The sequence below is a fragment of the Thermotoga sp. 38H-to genome (assembly GCF_011057665.1).
In the GTDB taxonomy this organism is placed as follows: domain Bacteria; phylum Thermotogota; class Thermotogae; order Thermotogales; family Thermotogaceae; genus Thermotoga.
Window position 1 is genome coordinate 250,900 of the sequence record NZ_LNFZ01000001.1, and the last position, 20,713, is coordinate 271,612.

The following is a 20,713-nucleotide window of genomic DNA, read 5'->3' on the forward strand; positions in this document are numbered from 1 at the left end:
AAGTTTATGGAATACAAAAACACACTGAACTTGCCAAAAACTTCATTTCCAATGAAGGCAAACTTGGTGAACAAAGAAAAAGTTTTTCTCGAAGAATGGGAAAAGATGGACCTTTACAACTACGTACTCGAACAGAGAAAAGGAAAACCCCTTTTTGTCCTGCACGATGGACCCCCTTACGCAAACGGTCACATCCACATTGGAACGGCCCTGAACAAGATTCTGAAGGACATCGTTGTCAAATACAAAACGATGAGAGGATACAGGGCACCGTACGTTCCAGGCTGGGACACTCACGGTCTTCCCATAGAACACAGGGTGTCTCAGGAGTTGGGTGAAAAGATAAAAGAAATGTCACCCGCAGAGATCAGAAAGAAGTGTGAGGAATTCGCTCTCAGATTCGTTGATATACAGAGAGAAGAATTTAAAAGACTCGGCGTTCGCGGAGATTGGGAAAATCCATACATCACGTTGAAGCCAGACTACGAGGTGAAAATACTGGATGTTTTCAAAACCCTTGTAGAACAGGGAAACGTTTACAGATCTTTGAAACCCATCTACTGGTGTCCGAGATGCAGAACTGCCCTCGCGGAAGCGGAAATCGAATACCACGATCATAAATCTCCTTCCATATACGTGAAGTTCAGATCAAAAGAAGATCCGAATTTCTTCATCGTGATATGGACCACAACACCCTGGACACTGCCGGCAAACGTTGGTATCGCTCTGCACCCCGATTACGAATACTCGGTGGTGAAAGTCGGAGAAGAGAAATGGGTCATCGCAACGGATCTTCTCGATGCTTTTTCGAAAGAGACTGGAATCGATTGTTCCAATGTCGTCGAGAAAATAAAAGGAAAGGATCTGGAAGGAAAAGAGTTCGTTCATCCCATCTTCGATGACAGGACCTCCAGAGTCATTCTTGCCGATTACGTATCTCTCGAAACGGGAACAGGCTGTGTCCACATAGCCCCCGGTCACGGTGAGGAAGACTACATCTACGGTCATGTGAAATACGGTCTTCCCATCGTCTCTCCCGTTGATGAGGAGGGACGTTTCACGGAAGAAGCGGGAAAATACAAGGGAATGTTCATAGAAGATGCCAACGAGGTGATCATAGAGGATCTGAAGAAAAAGGGAATTCTCGTTCACGCGTCAAGTATCACACACTCCTACCCACACTGCTGGCGCTGTAAGGGGCCTGTGATCTTCAGAGCAACCGAGCAGTGGTTCATTTCTGTGGATCACAACAACCTCAGACAGAGAGTGCTGGAAGAAATAGACAAGGTGAAGTGGATACCGGAATGGGGCCGGAACAGGATCAGATCCATGGTGGAGGAAAGGCCCGACTGGTGTATCTCAAGACAGCGTGTCTGGGGAACTCCCATACCAGCGGTGAAATGTAAGGAATGCGGAGAAGTGGTTCTCGATCCGAAGGTGATAGAACACTTCATGAAAATCGTTGAAAAAGAAGGAACGAACGCGTGGTTTGAAAAAGACGTGGAAGAACTCATCCCCGAAGATTTCGTGTGTCCAAAATGCGGCAAGCGATCTTTCGAAAAAATGCTGGACACACTCGACGTGTGGATAGATTCTGGTGCCTCCTTCGAATACATAACCACGAAGAGAGAAGATCACCCGTTCCCCCTCGATATGTACCTTGAAGGTAGCGATCAGCACAGGGGATGGTTCCATTCTTCCATCTTCCTTGCCGTCGCAAAGAGGGGGTCCGCACCTTACAAAGAAGTGCTAACACACGGATTTATAAAGGACGAACAAGGAAGAAAGATGAGCAAGTCCCTCGGAAACGTAGTGGATCCCATGGAAGTGGTGGAAAAATACGGTGCCGAGATTCTGAGACTGTGGCTTGCGAGCAGCGACTACTTCAACGACATAAAGATATCCATGAGGATCGTCGAACAACAAACAGAAGTTTACAGGAAGATAAGAAACACGTTCCGATTCCTCCTTGGAAATCTGGAAGACTTCGATCCCGAACTCGACAGAGTTCCTCATGAAAAACTCTTGACGATCGACAGATGGGCTCTTGGACGACTGCAGGAGATCATAAAACGCGCCACCGAATATTACGACAGCTACGAATTCTCGAAGGTTTACAATCTCGTGGTGAAATACTGCACAACGGAACTCAGTTCTCTCTACCTGGACGTCGTAAAGGACAGACTCTACGTGGAAGCGAAAGATTCAATATACAGAAGATCGGCGCAGACGGTGATGCACGAAATACTCATCTCTCTGATGAAGATCCTTGCACCCATCATGACTTTCACGATGGAAGAGGTTTACTCCCACCTTCATGAAAAGGACAGAAAATACAAAACGGTTCAGGCGGAATACTGGCCAGAGTACAGAGAAGAGTTCATCGATAGAAAGCTCATGGAAGATTTCGAAAAACTACTCTCTATAAGAGAAGACGTGTTGAAGGCCCTCGAGGAGAAGAGACAACAAGATGTGATCGGTCACTCCCTCGATGCTGAGGTCGTACTTGTACCCAAAAATGACACCATCAAAGCGCTTCTGGAAAAATACAGAGACATACTCGAAGAACTCTTCATAGTATCGAAGGTATCCCTTTCGGATACTTCGGGAGAACTGAAAGGAGAACTGGTAGAGGTGACCGTCAAACATGCAGAGGGTGAAAAATGTCAGAGGTGCTGGAAATACACAACGGAGATCTCTACTTCCGAAGATTTCCCGGGAGTTTGTCCAAGGTGTCTGGCAGTTTTGAAAGGAGAAAGGAAGTGACAGCGTGGAAGACATGAAAGTTTCTTTTCTGAAGATTATCACAGAAGCGTACGGTTTGAGGGCAACCGATGTGCACATCTCGGTGGGTTGCCCTCCTTATTACCGTATAGACGGGAAACTCGTACCACAAGAGAAATACGGAAAACTCACAAAAGAATCCATAATGAACGCTCTGAAAGATCTGTTCGCTGAGATCGGACAGCCGTTCCCACCTAAAACGAAAGAAGTGGATTTTTCCTTTACCGTGGCAGAAGCGATAAGGGTGAGGGGAAACCTCTACTACGAGAGAAAGAACCCCGCTCTCGCTTTCAGGTTGATACCAAAAAAGATCAGAACTTTCCAGGAACTGGGACTACCAGAGATCTTGAAAACATTCGTTGAGAGAAAGTACGGCTTGATATTGGTGGCTGGTCCTACAGGAAGCGGAAAATCCACCACACTCGCCGCCATGATAGATCACATCAACGAAAATTTCCCACACCACATAATAACGATAGAAGACCCGATAGAATACGTTTTCACAAACAAAAAATCTGTGATTCACCAGAGAGAACTCGGCTCAGACACGGACTCTTTCTACAACGGATTGAAGTACGCTCTGAGGCAGGATCCGGATGTGATCCTTGTGGGGGAAATGAGGGATCTTGAAACAATGGCTCTCGCTCTCACCGCGGCGGAAACGGGACACCTCGTTCTTGCCACGGTTCACACGAACTCCGCAGCTTCCGCACCTGAGAGAATCATAGATGTTTTCCCGGCACATCAGCAAAGACAGATCGCACTTCAGCTCGCAAACACCTTGATCGCCGTGATTTATCAGAGACTTGTCCCGAAAGCCAACGGAATAGGATTCACTCCGATCCTGGAGATCATGGTGGGAACTCCTGCCGTGAGGAACCTGATAAGAGAGAACAAGCTCCACCAGCTCGAATCTCTGATACAGGCTGGTGCAAGGCACGGAATGGTCCTCTTCGATGACGCACTCGTGAAAGCCGCACTCAAAGGAGAGATATCCAGAGAATCCGCTCTGCAGTTTGCCAGGAACCAGGAGGAGGTGGCTCGAAGATTAGGAATGAAGCCCTCGTAGAGAAGATCTCCTCGATAGTGAAAGAAAAGAAAAAAGAGATCGAAAAGCTCCTCGCCAGGCCAGATCTGACTCCCGAACAGATGAAAAACTACGGAATAGAATACGCAAAGATAGAAGAGATAGAGAGTATCGCAAACAGAATAAAAGAAACTCAGGAGTTCATCGAACTCTTGAGAGAGGAGGGAGAAAACGAACTGGAGATAGAAAAGTACGAGAAAGAACTCGATCAGCTCTATCAGGAACTGCTCTTGCTTCTTTCTCCAGAAGCGAGCGATAAAGCAATCGTAGAAATCAGACCAGGCACGGGTGGAGAAGAAGCAGCTCTCTTCGCGCGGGATCTGTTCAGAATGTACACCAGGTACGCAGAAAGAAAAGGCTGGAACCTCGAAGTCGCTGAAATTCACGAAACGGATCTCGGCGGAATAAAAGAAGTGGTCTTCTTCGTAAAAGGAAAGAACGCTTACGGTATTTTGAAGTACGAAAGCGGTGTTCATAGAGTCCAGAGAGTTCCTGTCACAGAGTCTGGAGGGAGGATCCACACGTCCACCGCTACCGTTGCTGTTCTTCCGGAGATTGAAGAAAAGGATATAGAAATCAGGCCGGAAGACTTGAAGATAGAAACCTTCAGGGCATCGGGACACGGTGGACAGTACGTCAACAAGACCGAATCCGCTGTGAGGATCACACATCTTCCAACGGGAATAGTGGTGTCGTGTCAGAACGAAAGATCTCAGTATCAGAACAAGCAAACCGCTCTGAGGATCCTCAGGGCAAGGCTCTACCAGCTACAGAAGGAACAGAAAGAAAGGGAGATCTCACAGAAGAGAAAATCACAGATAGGAACCGGCGAGAGAAGCGAAAAAATCAGAACTTACAACTTCCCCCAGAACAGGGTTACGGATCACAGAATAAACTACACCTCTTACAGACTGCAGGAAATCCTCGATGGAGACCTGGACGAAATCATATCGAAGCTCATAGAACACGACATAGAAAACAACCTCGAGGAAGTTTTAGGAATCGGAGCCTCAGTCGAAGAAAAGTAATAGTGGAGGTGTGAAGATGTTCAACTCGAACTTCTACACGCTAAAACAGGCGATGGACGTTGCTCTTTTGAGACAGAACGTTCACTCACTGAACATAGCGAACGTGAGCACACCCGGTTACAAGAGAAAATACGTGGCATTCGAGGAACTCTTGAAGGAATCAGAAATGAAACTGAAGCTTTCGAAGACAAACGAAAAGCACCTCATCGGTTCAAAGAGTGTCGTAGAACCACGTGTTCTTGTGGACAACACAACCACCATGAGAAACGATGGAAACAACGTTGATATCGATTACGAGATGGTCCAGCTTGTGAAGAACGGACTCAGGTATCAGGTGCTCTCCAGGCTCATGTCGATGAACATAGATAGGTACAATGCTGTACTGAGGGGTGTCAGATGATGAGCGAATTCGAGATCATGAACATCAGCGCAACTGGAATGTCCGCTCAGAGACTCAGAGTCGAGATCGTCTCAACAAACATAGCGAACGCTGAAACCACCAGAACTGAAACAGGAGAACCTTACAGGAGGAAGGTACCTGTGTTCGCCGAGTATCTGAGAAGAACACCAAATGGTAAAATAGAAAGCGCTGGGGTGAAAGTTGTAAAAATAGAGGAAGACCCTTCACCGTTCAGACTCGTGTACGATCCCGCACACCCTGACGCGGATGAGAACGGATACGTGAGGATGCCCAACGTGAATATCGTTAGAGAAATGGTGGATCTAATAAACGCGCAGAGAGCATACGATGCGAACGTGGCGGCTTTCAATGTGACAAAGGCTATGGTGAACAGCGCCCTTCAGATAGGAAGGGGGTAATGGGTGATGGTTGACAGGATAGAGGGGCTCGGCCCTTTGAGCCAGAGTGGAAAGACTCAAAAGAAAAATGAAAACAACTTTTCAGAAGCGCTGAAAGAAGCCCTGGAAAAGGTAAACGACATACAGAAGAAAGCCGAGAAGGCAGCGGATGATTTCGCCCAGGGCAGGATAAGCAACATACACGAGGTTATAATAGAAGCCGAGAAGGCTTCCATAGCGTTGAGGCTCACCGTCGAAGTAAGAAACAGAATCGTGGAAGCTTACAGAGACATCATGAGGATGCAAATCTGACGGCGACCTTCTCGCCGTCTTTTATTTTTTTCAGATCTTCCAGCCCTTCCACGATCTTTCCTATCACGTTTACAGCACTCGCTGGTTGAATTTTGTCATCGCTCATGGGAGTTTTCCCAAAGAACAGACACAGCGCTTTTCCCGGAGGCCAGTATCCAACGTCCCCTACCTCAACTACTTCCCTTGGGTTTTCCATCTTCTGAACGTTCACAGGAGTTGAGAAGTATATCTCCTCGCCCCAAGTGTTCACGACACTTTCGAATGGAATTTTTTCCTTCAACAATTTGACGACCTCGTATTCCTCATTGAGATCTATCACACATTTTCCACTTTCAAAGAGGAGTTCAACTCTCATGTTCGCTCCCTCCTCAAAGAAGAAGGGCACCTTTTTGGAGGTGCCCGGATGGTGCCGGGGATCGGACTCGAACCGACACGGGGTTATAAACCCCAGCGGATTTTAAGTCCGCTGCGTCTGCCAATTCCGCCACCCCGGCTCATTTTTTTATTATACCACATCGACAGAAAGATTATTTCAACCTTACAAAATTCAGAACTTCTTCATAATAACCGTGCATGTGTTATAATCAATTAGGAAAACATAAGAGGAGGGAACGAAATGCTCAGGATTGTGGATCTGCACGCAAAGCTGAGAGACGAAGACAAGGAAATATTGAAGGGTGTGAATCTGGAGATAAAAAATGGAGAAGTACACGTTCTCATGGGTCCAAACGGTAGCGGGAAATCGACCCTCGCGAACGTCATCATGGGAAATCCCAGGTACATTGTAACAGAAGGAGACATCTTTTTTGAAGGGAGGTCTATAAAGGATCTGCCCACGAACGAGAGAGCAAGACTCGGTATAATGATGACTTTTCAGAATCCATACGAAGTCGAAGGAGTGAAACTTTCTCAGTTTCTCATCACAGCCCACAGAAGAATTCACGGAGAGGATAAAAACTATCTGGAGTTGAGAAAAGAACTCGAAGAAACTGCCGAAAAACTTGGTTTAGACAAAAATTTCCTCGAAAGGTACCTGAACGTCGGATTCTCTGGTGGGGAAAGGAAAAGGTCCGAGATTCTTCAGAGTCTTTTCCTACGACCGAAACTGCTCATCCTCGATGAGATAGACTCGGGTCTCGACGTTGACGCGTTGAGATCGATAGCGAACTTGATAGCCAGACTGAACGAAGAGGGAGTGACCCTTCTCATCATCACACACTACAAGAGGCTTCTCGATCATTTGAAGAGAATAGACAGGGTTCACGTTTATGTGGATGGACACATAATCACAAGCGGCGGTCCGGAGCTGGCAGATGAAATAGAGGAAAAGGGCTACTCCCTGGAGGGTGTGAGATGATGGAAAGACTGATAATTGACGATTCCCGGTTCGATTTTGTACCGAAGGTGAAGACCGCCTACAAAGCACCCCCCGGTCTCGACGAGAAGCTGATAAAAGAGATATCCCGTGCGAAAGATGAACCGGAGTGGATGTTGAAGCACAGATTAGAGTCACTCAAAGTGTTCAGCGAGTGGCACAATCCCAGATTCGGTGTGGACATATCCGGCCTCGATCTCGGAAAGATAGTTTCCTACATAAAGCCTGACGCAAAGAAGGGTACCTCCTGGGACGAAGTTCCAGAAGAAGTGAAGGAGGCTTTCGATAAACTCGGGATACCGGAAGCGGAAAGAAAGTACCTCGCAGGTGTGGGAGCTCAGCTCGACTCGGAGATCGTCTATCAAAACATGAAGAAAGAGCTTGAAAAGCTGGGCGTTATCTTCCTCGATATGGAAAGTGCTGTTAGGGAGTACCCTGATCTTGTGAAGAAGTATTTCATGAAACTCGTTCCCATCACCGATCACAAGTTCGCCGCACTTCATGGAGCCATATGGAGCGGCGGAACCTTTTTGTATGTCCCAGCGGGCGTGAAAATTCCCATGCCGCTTCAGGCGTATTTTCTGATGAGCAATCCCGGTATGGGACAGTTCGAGCACACCATCATAGTCGCTGAAGAAGGCAGTGAAGTCACTTTCATAGAGGGTTGTTCTGCTCCAAGGTACAACGTCATCAATCTTCACGTTGGGATGGTGGAAATATACGTCAAAAAAGGTGCGAAAGTCAAGTACCTCACCATTCAGAACTGGAGCAAGAACACCTACAATCTCAACACGAAGAGATCGATAGTCGACGAAGAAGGATCGATGACCTGGGTCTCAGGCTCACTGGGAAGTCAGAAGACAATGCTGTATCCAATGACCATACTCAAGGGAAAAGGTGCAAGGGCAGAGAGCATGTCCATCACTTATGCAGGGCCGGGACAGCACATGGATACTGGTTCCAAAGTTGTTCATCTTGCTCCATACACGAGTTCGCTCGTTAGCGCAAAGAGCATCTCTCTCGGTGGAGGCTGGGCTTTCTACAGGGGGCTTTTGAAGATTACAAGGGAAGCCGTAAAGAGCAAAGCCTCCGTCGAGTGTGCAGCTTTGATGCTCGACAATCGATCGAAGAGTGATACCGTTCCGATCATAGAAGTGGAAACAGACAAGGCAGACGTTGGACACGAGGCAAGGATCGGAAGAATAGGCGAAGAACAGATCTTCTATCTAATGAGCAGGGGACTCTCTGAACAAGAAGCAAAAGCAATGATAGTGAAAGGATTCGTTGAACCTGTGGTGAAAGAACTCCCGTTCGAATACGCTGTTGAGTTGAACAAGTTACTCGAACTGGAAATAGAGAAGAGCATAGGGTGAGGTGTTCATTATGGAAAAGACTCTGGTGATAGAACATGACGGTGAAAGAGCGGTCGTTTGGGAAACTCCTCAGATTTTTTCCGAAAACGATTACGACTACGAAGTGCTTGAAAAGGCCCTGGAGAACACCGGTGGCCCTCTGAAAGAGTGGAGAAAGAAGAAGTACCAGGAGTACAAAGAATGGGGATTCCCAAGATGGAAAAGGTGTAATCTCGATGGTATGGCTCTTCCGGAATTGTCTTTCAAGCGGATAGATCTCGACGTTGATGTCTCTCTCCTTGAAAAGCTGGACTTCGAAGGTACTCACAGGAAATTCGTTCTTCTTGGAGACACGTTCTTCACGGATTTCAAAGTATACAGCGATGGAAAACACGTGGTGAGATTCGACGGAGACGGGATCGAAAACGTGCTTGTGGTCGTCGAAAAAGAGGCGGAGATCTACAAACTCTCCAGCACGGATCGATTCAGAAATACGGTGATGAGGATCTTGGTGAAAAAGAACGCATCGCTGAAGTTCTTCAATCTGGACTTTTTTGGGAATTTTTCCTTCGACAACGTGTTCATCGTTCTCGAAGAAGGTGCAAGACTCACGTTGAGAGACTTCAAAGCGTTCGGTCACAGAAAAGCGGGGTACATTCTTGTGAAATTGAACAAAGCGAGCAAGGCAGACATAAAGTCGTTCTTCTACCAGAACGGATCAGGAGTAGCCGATTTGCTCTATCTTATGAGATTTGAGGGAGAAGACGCCGAAGGGAAATTGAAGGGAAACGGCGTAGTGGATGGTGCAGGAAAGATCGTTTTTCGCGGAATCCTGGATGTGAAAAGGGGTTCTAAGAACATCGTCGCAGAAGAAACAGAACACACACTCATTCTCTCTCCAGAGGCTCGAATGGATGCCATTCCGAGTCTCTGGGTGGACGAGAACGATGTCACCGCCTCACACTCCGCGAGTTCCTCCTCTCTCGACGAAGGCGAACTCTTCTATCTGATGACCAGAGGTATTGACGAGATAGAAGCCAAGAAACTGATCGTTCGGGGAGTGTTCAACGAACTGCTCGACGAACTGGACGAGTCAATGAAGGGAGAGGTAGAAGGTGTTGTCAACAAGATTGTATGAAGACTTTCCAACTTTGAAGATGAAGATTAATGGAAAAAGGATCGTTTATCTGGACAGCGCAGCCACTACATTGAAACCAAAGCAGGTTGTGAAAAGACTGGAAGAATTCTACTACAACAGCTACTCGAATGTTCACAGAGCTGTCCACACTCTCGCCGTGCGCGCCACCACCGAACTCGAGGAAACCAGAGAAGAATTTGCAGAGTTCCTGGGGGTTTCTCCCCAGGAGATAATCTTCACCTCGGGTACCACCATGGCCATAAATCTTGTCGTTGTGTCTCTTTTGAGGAGTGGTATTCTGAAAGAGGACGATCTGGTTCTGGTCTCGCTTCTGGAACACCACGCGAATTTTGTTCCCTGGCTCAGACTTTCGAAACTTCACGGATACAGAATCGGCTTCATCAGACCCTCAGGAAGATTCGGGACACTCGAGATGGACGACCTGCTGAAACACATGAATAAAAACCCAAAAGTTGTTGCCATAACAGGCCTTTCCAACGTGACCGGCCAGAGAATACCCATTGAAGAACTGAGGAACGTCTTTCCGAATTCCATCATTCTCTTGGACGGCGCCCAGCTGGTACCTCATGAACGGGTGAAACCGGAAGATATAGGAGTAGATTTTCTCGCTTTTTCACTTCACAAGATGCTCGGCCCCACTGGTGTCGGTGTACTTTACGGAAGGAAAGAGCTATTGGAACAGATGGAACCATTTCTCTACGGAGGAGAGATGATCGACAAAGTGTCCCTCGAAGACGTCACATTCAACGAATTACCTTACAAATTCGAAGCGGGAACTCCGAACATAGCAGATATAGTCGCATCCAGGGAAGCCTTGAGGTATCTGAAGGAAATAGGTTTCGATGCGGTTCATGAAAAGATAGAACAGCTCACCCGGATGGCTCTGGAAGAGATGATGAAAATCGACGGAGTGGAGATTTACGGACCTCTCGACAAAAGACAGCACGGGATAGTCTCGTTCAATATAAAGGGAGTACACCCACACGATGTAGCCCACATTCTCGATCAGGAATTTGGCATAGCCGTAAGGAGTGGACACCACTGTGCGCAGCCTCTGATGAGTATTTTGAAAGAACACTCTCAGATTGAGTTTCCAAATTCCACCTGTAGAGCCAGTTTTTACATCTACAACACGGAAGAAGATGTTAAAATTCTCGTTGAAGGTGTGAAAAAAGTAAGGGAGTGGTTTTCAAGATGATGTACTCGGAAGCCATCCTGGATTACGCGAATTCCAAAAGATTCAGAGGAAAACTGGACGATGCCACCGTTATCGAAGAGGGAAAGAACATCTCCTGTGGCGATGAAATCACACTCTACCTGAAAGTGGAAGACGGTGTTGTGAAAGATGCCAAGTTCGAGGGAATGGGATGTGTTATCAGTCAGGCTTCGGCTTCTCTGATGCTGGAGAGGATCGTCGGAGAAAGAGTAGAAGAAATATTCTCCCTCATCGAAGAGGCAGAAAAAATGAGTCGGGGCGAAAACTTCGATGAGGGAAAGCTGAAGAACGTAACACTCATGTCAGACATAAAGAACTACCCCGCAAGGGTGAAATGTTTCATTCTTGCCTGGAAAACCTTGAAAGAAGCCCTCAAAAAGATTTCACGGTCTTGAGAAAATCTATGAGGTATCCCTTCAGATACGAAGATACTTTCCCTATGAGTTCAAGGGTGTAACGTTTCAAAAGAACGAGGTCTCCTCTCCGATCCGCCTCTCTGAATTCTTCAACAGAGATAACGGTGAAGCTTTCCAGATCACCCGTTCTTTCTTTCAGTTTTTCTCCAAAGACCTTCTTTATCTCTCTGTGGACCTTTGGAAAGTACGATAAAGCGAGTTTTCTCACTTCCTGAACGAGGTGCCACTCGGACTTCAAAAATACGGGTGTAGCTTCTTCGATCGTCTTTATCGTTTCTTCATCTCCGGAGTAGATGAGATACGCTAAATAATCATCGTATACGTAATGGGCGTTCATCAACATCTTCATGATGGATCTGTCGAAGAGTGCCTGAAAGATTTCTCCCACCTCACCAGGAGTGTTGTGATAGGGCTGTGATAGATCTTCGATGTAGTGAAGAGCCCTGGCGAGGAACCTGTAGCCCCAGTATCTGTCTCCCTTTCTAAAGGCTTCTTTTGCCATATCGTGGAAGTAGTAAAAACTCTTGTCCGCTTCGAAGAACTCGAGGCCAAGGATTCGATACTTCATGTGACGCACACCCTGACTGTTTCCTATGAGGAACTGATACGGTGACAGATCGAGGCCCTGGTCCATTCCCCAATCCGGCTCCGAAGAGTACACGGTCAGGATCTGCCAGGCAGGAACCTTTCCGTCTTCAGGAGAGGGATTTGGAGGTAAAATCGCTCCTTCCCAGGCCGACATCGTGTTTTGACCACATACATCCTCGAGAACGAGTTTTGAGAGATTGTAAACTCTGTTTTCCTGATAGTTGTACGGTGTGATGGCGACCATTTCATCTGGTACAATATCTTTCACGATGTAGTAGGTCAAACCCTCGTGACCGCTCCAGGAGAAAACAATGGCGGAAACGACTATCAAAAAGACGATTGAAAGTTTTCTCAACCCGATCACCTCCAATCAAAGTCTAACACAAAGAGGTGCATAGAAGTATGAAACTCTATCTCATAAGACACGGCGAAACCATCTGGAACGAAAAGGGCCTGTGGCAGGGAATCACGGATGTTTCTCTCAACGAAAAGGGAAAAGAACAGGCAAGAAAGCTGGCAAACAGTCTGGAAAGAGTCGATGCCATTTACTCGAGCCCACTCAAAAGAAGCCTCGAGACAGCAGAAGAGATCGCTAAGCGTTTCAAAAAAGAAATCATCGTCGAAGAAGACCTGAGAGAATGTGAAATATCCCTCTGGAACGGTCTCACGGTGGAAGAGGCCATCAGGGAGTATCCTGTGGAGTTCAAGAAGTGGTCGTCGGATCCGAATTTTGGAATGAAGGGTTTAGAGTCCATGAGAAATGTACAGGATCGTGTGGTGAAGGCGATCATGAAGATCGTCTCACAGGAAAGGTTGAACGGTTCAGAGAACGTGGTCATCGTATCACACTCTCTGTCTTTGAGAGCTTTCATCTGCTGGGTTCTCGGTCTTCCGCTTTACCTTCACAGGAATTTCAAGCTGGACAACGCGTCTATCAGCGTGGTGGAAATAGAGAGCAAACCGAGACTCGTTTTGTTGAACGACACGTGTCACCTTAAGGAATCTTGAACACCCCTGCATATGTGGTATCATATTCTATGTGGACGGCGGCGTAGCCAAGCGGTCTAAGGCGGGGGTCTGCAAAATCCCTATTCGTGGGTTCGAATCCCACCGCCGCCTCCAGAGAGCCAGGCTACACGGCCTGGCTTTTTATGTTGGAAGAAGGGAGGTATTGATGATGAGAAAAGTGTTTCTTGTCCTGCTGGTAGTTCTGTCAATCTCGATTTTCGCGAAGGCCACTCTTTACATCTACAACTGGGCAGATTATATTCCCGAAGATGTGATCAGAGCTTTCGAAGAGAAGTACGATTGCCGCGTGGTATATGACACCTACGCTTCAAACGAAGAGATGTACGCCAAATTCAAAGCCGGTGGTGGAAAAGGCTACGATTTGATATTCCCTTCCGGCGACTATGTTTCGATAATGAAAAAAGAAGGAATGCTCCAGAAACTCGATCTTTCCAAGATACCGAATTTCAAATATCTCGATAAAGACATTCTCACGAAGACCACCTACGATCCCAACCATGAGTACAGCGTTCCTTACATGATTGGATCTACCGTCGTTATCGTGAACAGGAAATACGTGAAAGAGTACGAAAAATCTTGGTCTATTTTCGATAGGGAAGATCTCAGGGGAAGGATGACTCTCCTCGATGACATGAGGGAAGTCCTTGGTGCTGCCCTGAAGTATCTCGGTTACTCCGTCAACACGAAAAATCCGAAAGAACTGGAAGAAGCGAAACAGGTTGTTCTCAGATGGAAGAAGAACATAGCCAAATTCGATGCCTCTTCATACGCTGATGGTATTGTTTCTGGTGAGTACTGGGTGGTGCACGGATACGCGGAAAACGTCTTCCAGAGGATACCTGAAGGAGAAGAAGAATACTTCGACTTCTTCATACCAAAAGAAGGCGGTACGTTGTGGATCGACAACATGGTGATCCCCAAAGGAGCAAAGAACGTGGATCTCGCGTACAAGTTCATCAACTTCATTCTCGAACCAGAAAACGCGGCGAAGATAGCAGACTATCTTGGTCTTCCCTCACCGAACGTGGAAGCCAGAAAGTACATGCAGACAGAACCTATTTACACTGTAGAAGATCTCAAAAACTGTGAATTCATTGAAGACGTGGGAGAAGCCCTCGAACTTTACAACAAAATATGGCTCGAGATCATCATGTGATGGAGTGAGAGAAATTGATCGGTGGAGAAGTTTCAATAAAGAACATCAACAAATTTTTCGATGATTTCCAGGTTTTGAAGAACGTCTCACTGGATATAAGGAAAGGAGAGTTTTTCTCCATACTCGGACCATCGGGATGTGGAAAAACGACGCTTCTTCGTGTGATAGCAGGCTTCGAAGGAGTGGAAAGCGGAGACGTTCTTCTGGATGGAAAATCGATACTGAATCTGCCTCCAAACAAAAGGCCCGTGAACATCATATTTCAGAACTACGCCTTGTTTCCTCATCTCACGGTTTTTGAAAACATCGCGTTCCCGTTGAAACTCAAAAAACTATCCGAAAGCGAAATAAACCAGAGAGTGAACGAACTGCTTTTGCTCATAAGAATGGAAGAACACGCTCAGAAAATGCCTTCTCAATTGTCTGGTGGTCAGAAACAGAGAGTAGCGATAGCGAGGGCCCTCGCCAACGAGCCGAGGGTCCTCCTTCTCGATGAACCGCTGAGTGCTCTCGACGCGAAACTGAGGCAGGAACTTCTTGTTGAGCTTGACAACCTTCATGACAGAGTCGGTATCACTTTCATTTATGTGACACACGATCAGGCTGAAGCGATCAGTGTTTCAGACAGAGTCGCTCTCATGAACGAAGGGGAAATTGTTCAGGTTGGGACTCCCTACGAGGTGTATGAGAGCCCGGTCAACGTTTTTGCGGCGACTTTCATTGGAGAAACGAATCTCATGAAAGCAGAAGTTGTTGAAGTAGAAAACGATTACTACATTGTAGAAAGTCCTGAGATCGGCCGGTTCAGATGCTACAGAGACAAGGAAGCGAAGAAAGGTGATAAGTTGCTCATCACCCTGAGGCCAGAAAAGATCAGAATATCGAAAATGGGATTTCAGGCCGGTAAGATTTTCAACGTGTTTCACGGAATCGTAGAAGAAGAAATATACATGGGGCACCAGACGAAGTACTTCGTTCGGCTCGATGAAGGCTACATAATGAAAGTTTACAAGCAACACGCAAGGTACATACTCGATGAACCGATCATAAAATGGGAAGATGAAGTGTTCATCGCCTGGAATCCAGATGACAGCTTCATTGTAGAGGTGCTTAAAGAATGAAGTACGCCTACTTTCTGTGGTTGCTCTTTCTCTTTATCCTCCCTATCTCAATAGTTTTCATTTATAGCTTTCTGGAGCCACAGATCTACGGTGGGGTCAAGTGGAACTTTTCCCTGGAAGCGTACGGCTATCTTCCAAGGTATCTGGCACTCATCTGGAGATCTGTTTGGATCGCTGGTGTTGCGACGCTCATCACCCTCGCTGTGGCGGTTCCAGTTGCCTTCTACATAGCCAGAAGCAAGCTGAAAAACTTTCTTCTGCTTTTGACGGTCATACCTTTCTGGACCAACTCTCTCATCAGAATTTACGCCTGGAAGATAGTCCTTGGCAACAACGGACTCATAAACCAGTTTCTCGGGTTGTTCGGTATCGACCCCGTTCAGTTTCTCTACAACTCCTTCGCCGTCATACTGGTGATAGTCTATACCTACCTGCCTTTCGCTATACTTCCTCTTTACGCTGCCATGGAAAAGGTAGAAGAAAGCATCCTTGAAGCGTCTCTGGACCTTGGAGCCAGCAGGATGTACACGTTCGTCAGAGTCCTTCTTCCCAACGTCAAAGCGGGCCTTCTCACAGCTTTCGTTTTCGTGTTCATTCCTGCCCTTGGAGCTTACGCCATACCGGATCTTGTCGGTGGCGTGAACTCCAAGATGATAGGAAACGAGATCGTAAGGCAACTTTTGACCGTCAGAAACTGGCCCGTCGCGTCTGCAATGTCCAACATTCTGACCCTGATCGCTCTCCTGAGTATCATCCTTGTGATGAAAAGGGGAGAGAAACGTTGAAACCAGGAAGATTCGTAAAAACCATCGTGATCCTGACAATGGTGTTTTTCTATTTGCCACTTTTCATAGTGGTGTTGATGTCCTTCAACTCCGCGAAATCTCCTGTTTGGAGTGGTTTCACACTCAAGTGGTATCTGGAACTGTTCACCCGAGAATATTCGGTTTGGCATGCGTTCAAAAACTCACTGATCGTGGCCATCGCCTCCAGCGCTGTATCAACAGCGATTGGAACCCTGACGGCAACAGAGCTCTTTTGGAGAAAGAGCAGATTAGAAAATTCTATCTGGTTTCTCACGTATCTTCCATTCGTAGTACCTGATGTGATCATTGGTATCTCCTTGCTTTTACTTTTCTCGATGCTCAAGATTCAGCTGGGACTCTTCACCATAACACTCGCACACGTAACCTTTTCGATTCCGTACACTATGATGATCGTTCATTCCAGACTTCAGGATTTCGACAAAAGCATCATAGAGGCAGCTTACGACCTTGGAAGCACAGACTTCCAGGTGTTTTACAGGGTGATCATTCCAAACCTTGTTCCCGGTATAGTGGCCGCCTTCCTTCTTGCTTTCACACTTTCTATAGATGATTTCGTGATCACCTTTTTCGTGGCAGGTCCAGGATCTACCACCCTTCCGATTCAAATCTATTCCATGATAAGGTTCGGTATCTCACCCACAGTCAATGCCATTTCCACCTTCATGATTGCTGGGACTATCCTGATCGGTTTTGTGCTCAGAAAATTTGTGAGATACATCTTCTGATAGAATTGTGTTAAGGGGAGGGATAGAATGATAGATATAAAGCTAATCAGGCAGAATCCCGATTTCGTGAAGGAAGCCCTCAGAAAACGAAGAGAAGATCCCACTATAATCGATGAAATTTTAAAAATCGATGAAGAATGGCGCACTGCCATCACAAAAACCAACGAACTGAGATCCAGGAGAAATGAAATTTCCAAAAATGTAGCGAGATTGAAAAAAGAAGGAAAGAACGCAGAGGCAGAGGTACTCATCGAAGAAGGAAAAAGAATAGGAGAAGAGATAAAAACCTTAGAAGAAAAAGAAAAAGAACTTCAGAAGAAGCTGAACGATCTTCTTTTGATGGTCCCGAACATCCCGCATGAGAGTGTTCCCGTTGGAGAAGACGAATCCCAGAACGTCGAAGTGAGAAGGTGGGGAGAGCCGAGAGAATTCGACTTCACCCCGCTTGCTCACTGGGACCTCGGACCCGCGTGGGAGCTCATGGATTTTGATAGGGCGTCCAAACTCAGCGGTTCCAGATTCACCGTTATGTATGGAAAACTCGCAAGACTCGAAAGGGCTCTGATAAATTTCATGCTCGATGTTCATACAAAGGAGCACAACTACACGGAAGTGTGGGTTCCACATCTGGTGAAAAGAGAAACCATAACCATAACCGGACAGCTTCCCAAATTCGAAGAAGAGCTTTACTTTGCCGAGAGGGACGACCTATTTCTTATCCCGACCGCTGAAGTCCCACTCGCAGCACTTCATAGTGAAGAGATCCTCGAAGAGAAAGAACTACCAAAGAAATACGTCGCTTACACTCCCTGTTACCGTAGAGAAGCGGGAAGTTACGGGAAAGATGTGAGGGGAATGATCAGGCAGCATCAATTCGACAAGGTCGAGCTTGTATGGGTGACCACACCGGAAAGATCTTTCGAAGATCTTGAACAGCTCGTAAAAGACGCCGAAACCATCCTTCAAAAACTGGAGCTTCCTTACAGAGTCGTTGCGCTCTGCACCGGAGATCTTGGGTTCACCTCTGCGAAAACCTACGATATAGAAGTGTGGCTTCCTTCCTACAACGCGTACAAAGAAATATCTTCCTGCAGTAACGTGACGGACTTTCAGGCGAGAAGAGGAAACATGAGATACAGAAGAAGATCTGATGGAAAGCTCGAATACGTTCACACGTTGAACGGATCGGGTATCGCTGTTGGAAGAGCACTCGTTGCGATACTGGAAAACTATCAGCAACCAGACGGCAGCGTGAGGGTACCGGAAGTGCTTGTTCCATACACAGGGTTTGAGGTGATACCGTAGTGCCTCACCTCTTTTATGGAGTGGCTCAAAACGGTGAGGTGATATTCGACGAAAGAGAAACACACCACATGAGGGTTGTACGCTTAAAAGAAGGGGATGTAATCGAAGCGACAGATGGGAATGGCTTTTCATACACGTGTATTCTCGAAAACCTGAAGAAAAAAACGGCCACAGCCAGGATCGTAAAGGTGGAAGAGAAAGAAAAAGAACCCGTGGAGAAGTTGAGCGTTGTTGTTCCAATCGGTAGGTGGGAAAGAACACGTTTTCTCATAGAAAAGTGTGTTGAACTCGGAGTGGATGAGATCTTCTTTCACAAATTCGAAAGATCCCAGTACGAGCTCAGCCTGGATAAGACAAAAATCGTTGTTAGAGAGGCAGCCAAGCAGTGCAAAAGATATCTCTTTCCGAAGGTAGATTTCCTGGAGAAATTAGAGTTCAGCGGAAACGTGATAACACTGGATCTGGATGCCTTTCAAAACCTGCTCGACGCGAACTTAGAAGGCTCGATAACGGTGGTGGTTGGCCCTGAGGGAGGTTTCTCTGAGAAAGAAAGAGAATTATTGAGGTCTTCTACAACCGTTGTGAGCCTTGGGAAGAAGATACTCAGATTCGAAACAGCTGCGATATTGACCATCGGATACATCGCTTTAAAAAAACAAAAAATCTGAACGGAGGTGTTTACACATGAAGAAAGGCGAAAAAATCCTCTCTTTTGTCAAGCAAGAAAAAGAATTGATAGAAGACTACAGAAAAAGCCTTCATGACGTCAAGAGAAGTGATGAAGTTGGAGATGTTTTCATCGAGTTCGCCCTCAGATTCCTTGAAAAGGTTCTGGAAGACTTCAAACCTGAAGAATACACCGAAGACATCGCTTTCGAACCAGAAAAAGAGAGCTACAATCTGAGCGAACGTCTGAAGGAAAGGATAGGGGAAGATCTTCTCAAGAAGAGCGATCTTCCGGCCATTCTTCAGCGATTCTGTGAGATGGCAACACACAGATGGAAACAGCTCAAAGCCGATGAGGAAAAAACAGACTTCTTCAAGAGACCCGGTCACGAGATGAGGAGAGATTGAATGAAGAATGAAAGAATACTGGTCGTGAAAACGGAAGACTTTTTAAAGGAGTTTGGCGAATTCGAAGGATTCATGAAAGTGAACCTCGAGGACTTTCTGGATATTCTGGACCAGTATGGATTTTTCCGGGAAAGAGACGAAGCGGAATACGATGAAACGACAAAACAGGTGATACCTTACGTGGTTATCATGGACAGTGATAGGGTTCTCATCACGAAAAGAACAACCAAACAATCCGAAAAGAGGCTTCACAATCTTTATTCTCTTGGAATAGGTGGTCATGTGAGAGAAGAAGATGGGGCAACGCCACGGGAAGCGTTTTTGAAAGGACTCGAACGCGAAGTGAACGAGGAGGTAGATGTTTCGCTAAAAGAACTGGAGTTTCTCGGACTCATAAATTCATCAGTGACCGAAGTGAGTAGAGTACACCTTGGTGCTCTGTTCCTTGGCAGGGGAAGGTTTTTTTCTGTAAAAGAAAAAGATCTGTTCGAATGGAAGCTCATAAAACTCGAAGAACTGGAGAATTTCTCAGGAGTGATGGAAGGTTGGTCAAAAATATCGGCAACGGTTCTGTTGAACTTGTTTCGTACGCAAAACTGAATCTCTACCTGGATGTACTTGGGAAAAGATCAGACGGATACCACGAGATAGTGGGATTGTTTCAGACGATTTCTCTTCACGACACACTCATTGTAGAAATCTGTGATAGAGATTTCCACTTGGAAAGCAACGTAGCTCTACCCCCGGACAACACGATAAAGAGAACCTGGGACATCTTCAGGAAAAATACAGGAGAAGAATTCGGCCTCAAAGTCACGTTGAAAAAGAAGATCCCGCTGGGTTCTGGCCTCGGCGGGGGAAGTTCTAATGCTGCAGCGATTCTCAGGTACCTTGGTGAAGTTTTCAAAACACCTCTTGAGGACCTTCTGAATATAGCGTCTCAAGTGGGAAGCGATGTGCCTTTTTTCCTTTACGGAGGAACCGCCCTTGTGAGGGGAAGAGGAGAAATCGTAGAGAAACTCGAGGATATCGAAGGATACTCTGTCGATTTGTTCTTCCTGGGCATCCACTCTTCAACGAAAGAGATGTACAGGTCTCTCACACCAGAAATGTACAGGAAAGGACCTGGCAAAGTAGAGGAACTGCACAGGGCTTATCTCGAAAGAGATTACGAAAAGATAAAGGAGCTCTCTTACAACGTGTTCGAGAAGGTGTTCTTAGAAAAACACCCGGAGGTAATGAATGAACTGAGGAACTTTGGCGACGGTTCCATTGTGAAAATGATGACGGGAAGCGGGAGTGCTTTCTTCGCTCTCTATCCTCTGGACAAAGGAAATTACTCGTTTGTGGGAGGTGTTTAA

23 protein-coding genes and 2 tRNA genes are annotated in these 20,713 nt (G+C 46.4%); 22 read left to right on the forward strand and 3 right to left on the reverse strand.

All coding sequences use genetic code 11. The features are described 5' to 3' along the window. Positions 1–6 precede the first annotated feature (6 nt). Genes ileS through fliE form a run of 6 tightly spaced genes read left to right on the forward strand, consistent with a single transcriptional unit; the run spans position 7 to position 6,009 of the window. Positions 7–2,766 (forward strand): isoleucine--tRNA ligase, encoded by a 2,760-nt coding sequence (ileS, locus tag AS158_RS01240; RefSeq protein WP_165304373.1) that lies wholly within the window; start codon positions 7–9, stop codon positions 2,764–2,766. 4 nt (positions 2,767–2,770) lie between these two features. Next, the gene (locus AS158_RS01245) at positions 2,771–3,853 is read left to right on the forward strand and encodes a type IV pilus twitching motility protein PilT (RefSeq protein ID WP_008195208.1); all 1,083 of its coding nucleotides are present in this window, start codon (positions 2,771–2,773) and stop codon (positions 3,851–3,853) included. Positions 3,854–3,870: 17 nt separating this feature from the next. Next, positions 3,871–4,899: a peptide chain release factor 1 gene (prfA, locus tag AS158_RS01250; RefSeq protein ID WP_241241228.1), complete on the forward strand. Its 1,029-nt coding sequence runs from the start codon at positions 3,871–3,873 to the stop codon at positions 4,897–4,899. Positions 4,900–4,915: 16 nt separating this feature from the next. Then, entirely contained in the window at positions 4,916–5,299 is a 384-nt protein-coding gene (gene flgB, locus AS158_RS01255) for a flagellar basal body rod protein FlgB (RefSeq protein ID WP_012311150.1), read from the forward strand. Next, complete coding sequence (flgC, locus tag AS158_RS01260) at positions 5,296–5,718, forward strand: flagellar basal body rod protein FlgC (RefSeq protein ID WP_011943887.1); 423 nt, start codon at positions 5,296–5,298, stop codon at positions 5,716–5,718. Before flgB ends, flgC begins: the two co-directional genes overlap by 4 nt. Positions 5,719–5,724: 6 nt before the next feature. Next, positions 5,725–6,009, forward strand: a complete 285-nt coding sequence (fliE, locus tag AS158_RS01265) for a flagellar hook-basal body complex protein FliE (RefSeq protein WP_011943886.1) — start codon at positions 5,725–5,727, stop codon at positions 6,007–6,009. Here the strand turns inward: fliE and AS158_RS01270 are convergent. Continuing rightward, entirely contained in the window at positions 5,990–6,364 is a 375-nt protein-coding gene (locus tag AS158_RS01270) for a cyclophilin-like fold protein (RefSeq protein ID WP_012311149.1), read from the reverse strand. The genes fliE and AS158_RS01270 overlap by 20 nt on opposite strands. A gap of 49 nt (positions 6,365–6,413) precedes the next feature. Then, positions 6,414–6,503, reverse strand: a tRNA-Leu gene (locus AS158_RS01275). 122 nt (positions 6,504–6,625) lie between these two features. Here AS158_RS01275 and sufC point away from each other — a divergent pair. Genes sufC through sufU form a run of 5 tightly spaced genes read left to right on the forward strand, consistent with a single transcriptional unit; the run spans position 6,626 to position 11,506 of the window. Then, positions 6,626–7,366 (forward strand): Fe-S cluster assembly ATPase SufC, encoded by a 741-nt coding sequence (sufC, locus tag AS158_RS01280; RefSeq protein ID WP_038053084.1) that lies wholly within the window; start codon positions 6,626–6,628, stop codon positions 7,364–7,366. After that, positions 7,363–8,757, forward strand: a complete 1,395-nt coding sequence (gene sufB, locus AS158_RS01285; protein WP_038053080.1) for a Fe-S cluster assembly protein SufB — start codon at positions 7,363–7,365, stop codon at positions 8,755–8,757. Before sufC ends, sufB begins: the two co-directional genes overlap by 4 nt. 10 nt (positions 8,758–8,767) lie before the next feature. After that, positions 8,768–9,874, forward strand: a complete 1,107-nt coding sequence (locus AS158_RS01290; RefSeq protein ID WP_165304374.1) for a SufD family Fe-S cluster assembly protein — start codon at positions 8,768–8,770, stop codon at positions 9,872–9,874. Next, positions 9,852–11,093, forward strand: coding sequence for a cysteine desulfurase (locus AS158_RS01295; RefSeq protein WP_038053074.1), 1,242 nt, complete (start codon positions 9,852–9,854; stop codon positions 11,091–11,093). Before AS158_RS01290 ends, AS158_RS01295 begins: the two co-directional genes overlap by 23 nt. Further along, positions 11,090–11,506 (forward strand): Fe-S cluster assembly sulfur transfer protein SufU, encoded by a 417-nt coding sequence (sufU, locus tag AS158_RS01300; protein WP_165304375.1) that lies wholly within the window; start codon positions 11,090–11,092, stop codon positions 11,504–11,506. Before AS158_RS01295 ends, sufU begins: the two co-directional genes overlap by 4 nt. Here sufU and AS158_RS01305 read toward each other — a convergent pair. Next, entirely contained in the window at positions 11,484–12,470 is a 987-nt protein-coding gene (locus AS158_RS01305; protein ID WP_165304376.1) for a hypothetical protein, read from the reverse strand. The two genes, sufU and AS158_RS01305, sit on opposite strands and share 23 nt — an antisense overlap. A gap of 47 nt (positions 12,471–12,517) precedes the next feature. On the opposite strand from AS158_RS01305, the gene AS158_RS01310 reads away from it, so the two are divergent. The 11 genes from AS158_RS01310 (at position 12,518) to ispE (ending at position 20,713) form a co-directional block, all read left to right on the forward strand. Further along, entirely contained in the window at positions 12,518–13,123 is a 606-nt protein-coding gene (locus AS158_RS01310) for a histidine phosphatase family protein (RefSeq protein ID WP_165304377.1), read from the forward strand. A 37-nt stretch (positions 13,124–13,160) separates the two neighbouring features. Next, a tRNA-Cys gene (locus AS158_RS01315) sits at positions 13,161–13,237 on the forward strand. Positions 13,238–13,289: 52 nt separating this feature from the next. Beyond that, positions 13,290–14,300, forward strand: coding sequence for an extracellular solute-binding protein (locus tag AS158_RS01320; RefSeq protein ID WP_165304378.1), 1,011 nt, complete (start codon positions 13,290–13,292; stop codon positions 14,298–14,300). A gap of 14 nt (positions 14,301–14,314) precedes the next feature. Continuing rightward, a complete protein-coding gene (locus AS158_RS01325; RefSeq protein ID WP_038053061.1) occupies positions 14,315–15,421 on the forward strand; it encodes an ABC transporter ATP-binding protein in 1,107 nt (368 codons plus the stop codon). Beyond that, a complete protein-coding gene (locus AS158_RS01330; protein WP_038053059.1) occupies positions 15,418–16,206 on the forward strand; it encodes an ABC transporter permease in 789 nt (262 codons plus the stop codon). Before AS158_RS01325 ends, AS158_RS01330 begins: the two co-directional genes overlap by 4 nt. Then, positions 16,203–16,973, forward strand: a complete 771-nt coding sequence (locus tag AS158_RS01335) for an ABC transporter permease (protein WP_038053057.1) — start codon at positions 16,203–16,205, stop codon at positions 16,971–16,973. Before AS158_RS01330 ends, AS158_RS01335 begins: the two co-directional genes overlap by 4 nt. A 27-nt stretch (positions 16,974–17,000) precedes the next feature. Further along, a complete protein-coding gene (gene serS, locus AS158_RS01340) occupies positions 17,001–18,278 on the forward strand; it encodes a serine--tRNA ligase (protein WP_165304379.1) in 1,278 nt (425 codons plus the stop codon). Next, entirely contained in the window at positions 18,278–18,946 is a 669-nt protein-coding gene (locus AS158_RS01345; protein ID WP_038053053.1) for a 16S rRNA (uracil(1498)-N(3))-methyltransferase, read from the forward strand. The genes serS and AS158_RS01345 overlap by 1 nt, the downstream gene beginning before the upstream one ends. Positions 18,947–18,962: 16 nt before the next feature. Continuing rightward, a complete protein-coding gene (locus AS158_RS01350) occupies positions 18,963–19,352 on the forward strand; it encodes a hypothetical protein (RefSeq protein WP_038053050.1) in 390 nt (129 codons plus the stop codon). Then, the gene (locus tag AS158_RS01355) at positions 19,353–19,952 is read left to right on the forward strand and encodes an NUDIX domain-containing protein (protein ID WP_038053047.1); all 600 of its coding nucleotides are present in this window, start codon (positions 19,353–19,355) and stop codon (positions 19,950–19,952) included. Continuing rightward, positions 19,898–20,713 (forward strand): 4-(cytidine 5'-diphospho)-2-C-methyl-D-erythritol kinase, encoded by an 816-nt coding sequence (gene ispE / locus AS158_RS01360; protein WP_038053044.1) that lies wholly within the window; start codon positions 19,898–19,900, stop codon positions 20,711–20,713. The genes AS158_RS01355 and ispE overlap by 55 nt, the downstream gene beginning before the upstream one ends.

Coding starts and splice junctions, on each gene's coding strand:
- sufB (WP_038053080.1), top strand. CDS start 7,363: ATGATGGAAAGACTGATAATTGACGATTCCCGGTTCGATTTTGTACCG.
- sufU (WP_165304375.1), top strand. CDS start 11,090: ATGATGTACTCGGAAGCCATCCTGGATTACGCGAATTCCAAAAGATTC.
- flgC (WP_011943887.1), top strand. CDS start 5,296: ATGATGAGCGAATTCGAGATCATGAACATCAGCGCAACTGGAATGTCC.
- serS (WP_165304379.1), top strand. CDS start 17,001: ATGATAGATATAAAGCTAATCAGGCAGAATCCCGATTTCGTGAAGGAA.
- AS158_RS01310 (WP_165304377.1), top strand. CDS start 12,518: ATGAAACTCTATCTCATAAGACACGGCGAAACCATCTGGAACGAAAAG.
- AS158_RS01330 (WP_038053059.1), top strand. CDS start 15,418: ATGAAGTACGCCTACTTTCTGTGGTTGCTCTTTCTCTTTATCCTCCCT.
- sufC (WP_038053084.1), top strand. CDS start 6,626: ATGCTCAGGATTGTGGATCTGCACGCAAAGCTGAGAGACGAAGACAAG.
- AS158_RS01270 (WP_012311149.1), bottom strand. CDS start 6,364: ATGAGAGTTGAACTCCTCTTTGAAAGTGGAAAATGTGTGATAGATCTC.
- AS158_RS01290 (WP_165304374.1), top strand. CDS start 8,768: ATGGAAAAGACTCTGGTGATAGAACATGACGGTGAAAGAGCGGTCGTT.
- AS158_RS01355 (WP_038053047.1), top strand. CDS start 19,353: ATGAAGAATGAAAGAATACTGGTCGTGAAAACGGAAGACTTTTTAAAG.
- AS158_RS01320 (WP_165304378.1), top strand. CDS start 13,290: ATGATGAGAAAAGTGTTTCTTGTCCTGCTGGTAGTTCTGTCAATCTCG.
- flgB (WP_012311150.1), top strand. CDS start 4,916: ATGTTCAACTCGAACTTCTACACGCTAAAACAGGCGATGGACGTTGCT.
- AS158_RS01350 (WP_038053050.1), top strand. CDS start 18,963: ATGAAGAAAGGCGAAAAAATCCTCTCTTTTGTCAAGCAAGAAAAAGAA.
- ileS (WP_165304373.1), top strand. CDS start 7: ATGGAATACAAAAACACACTGAACTTGCCAAAAACTTCATTTCCAATG.
- fliE (WP_011943886.1), top strand. CDS start 5,725: ATGGTTGACAGGATAGAGGGGCTCGGCCCTTTGAGCCAGAGTGGAAAG.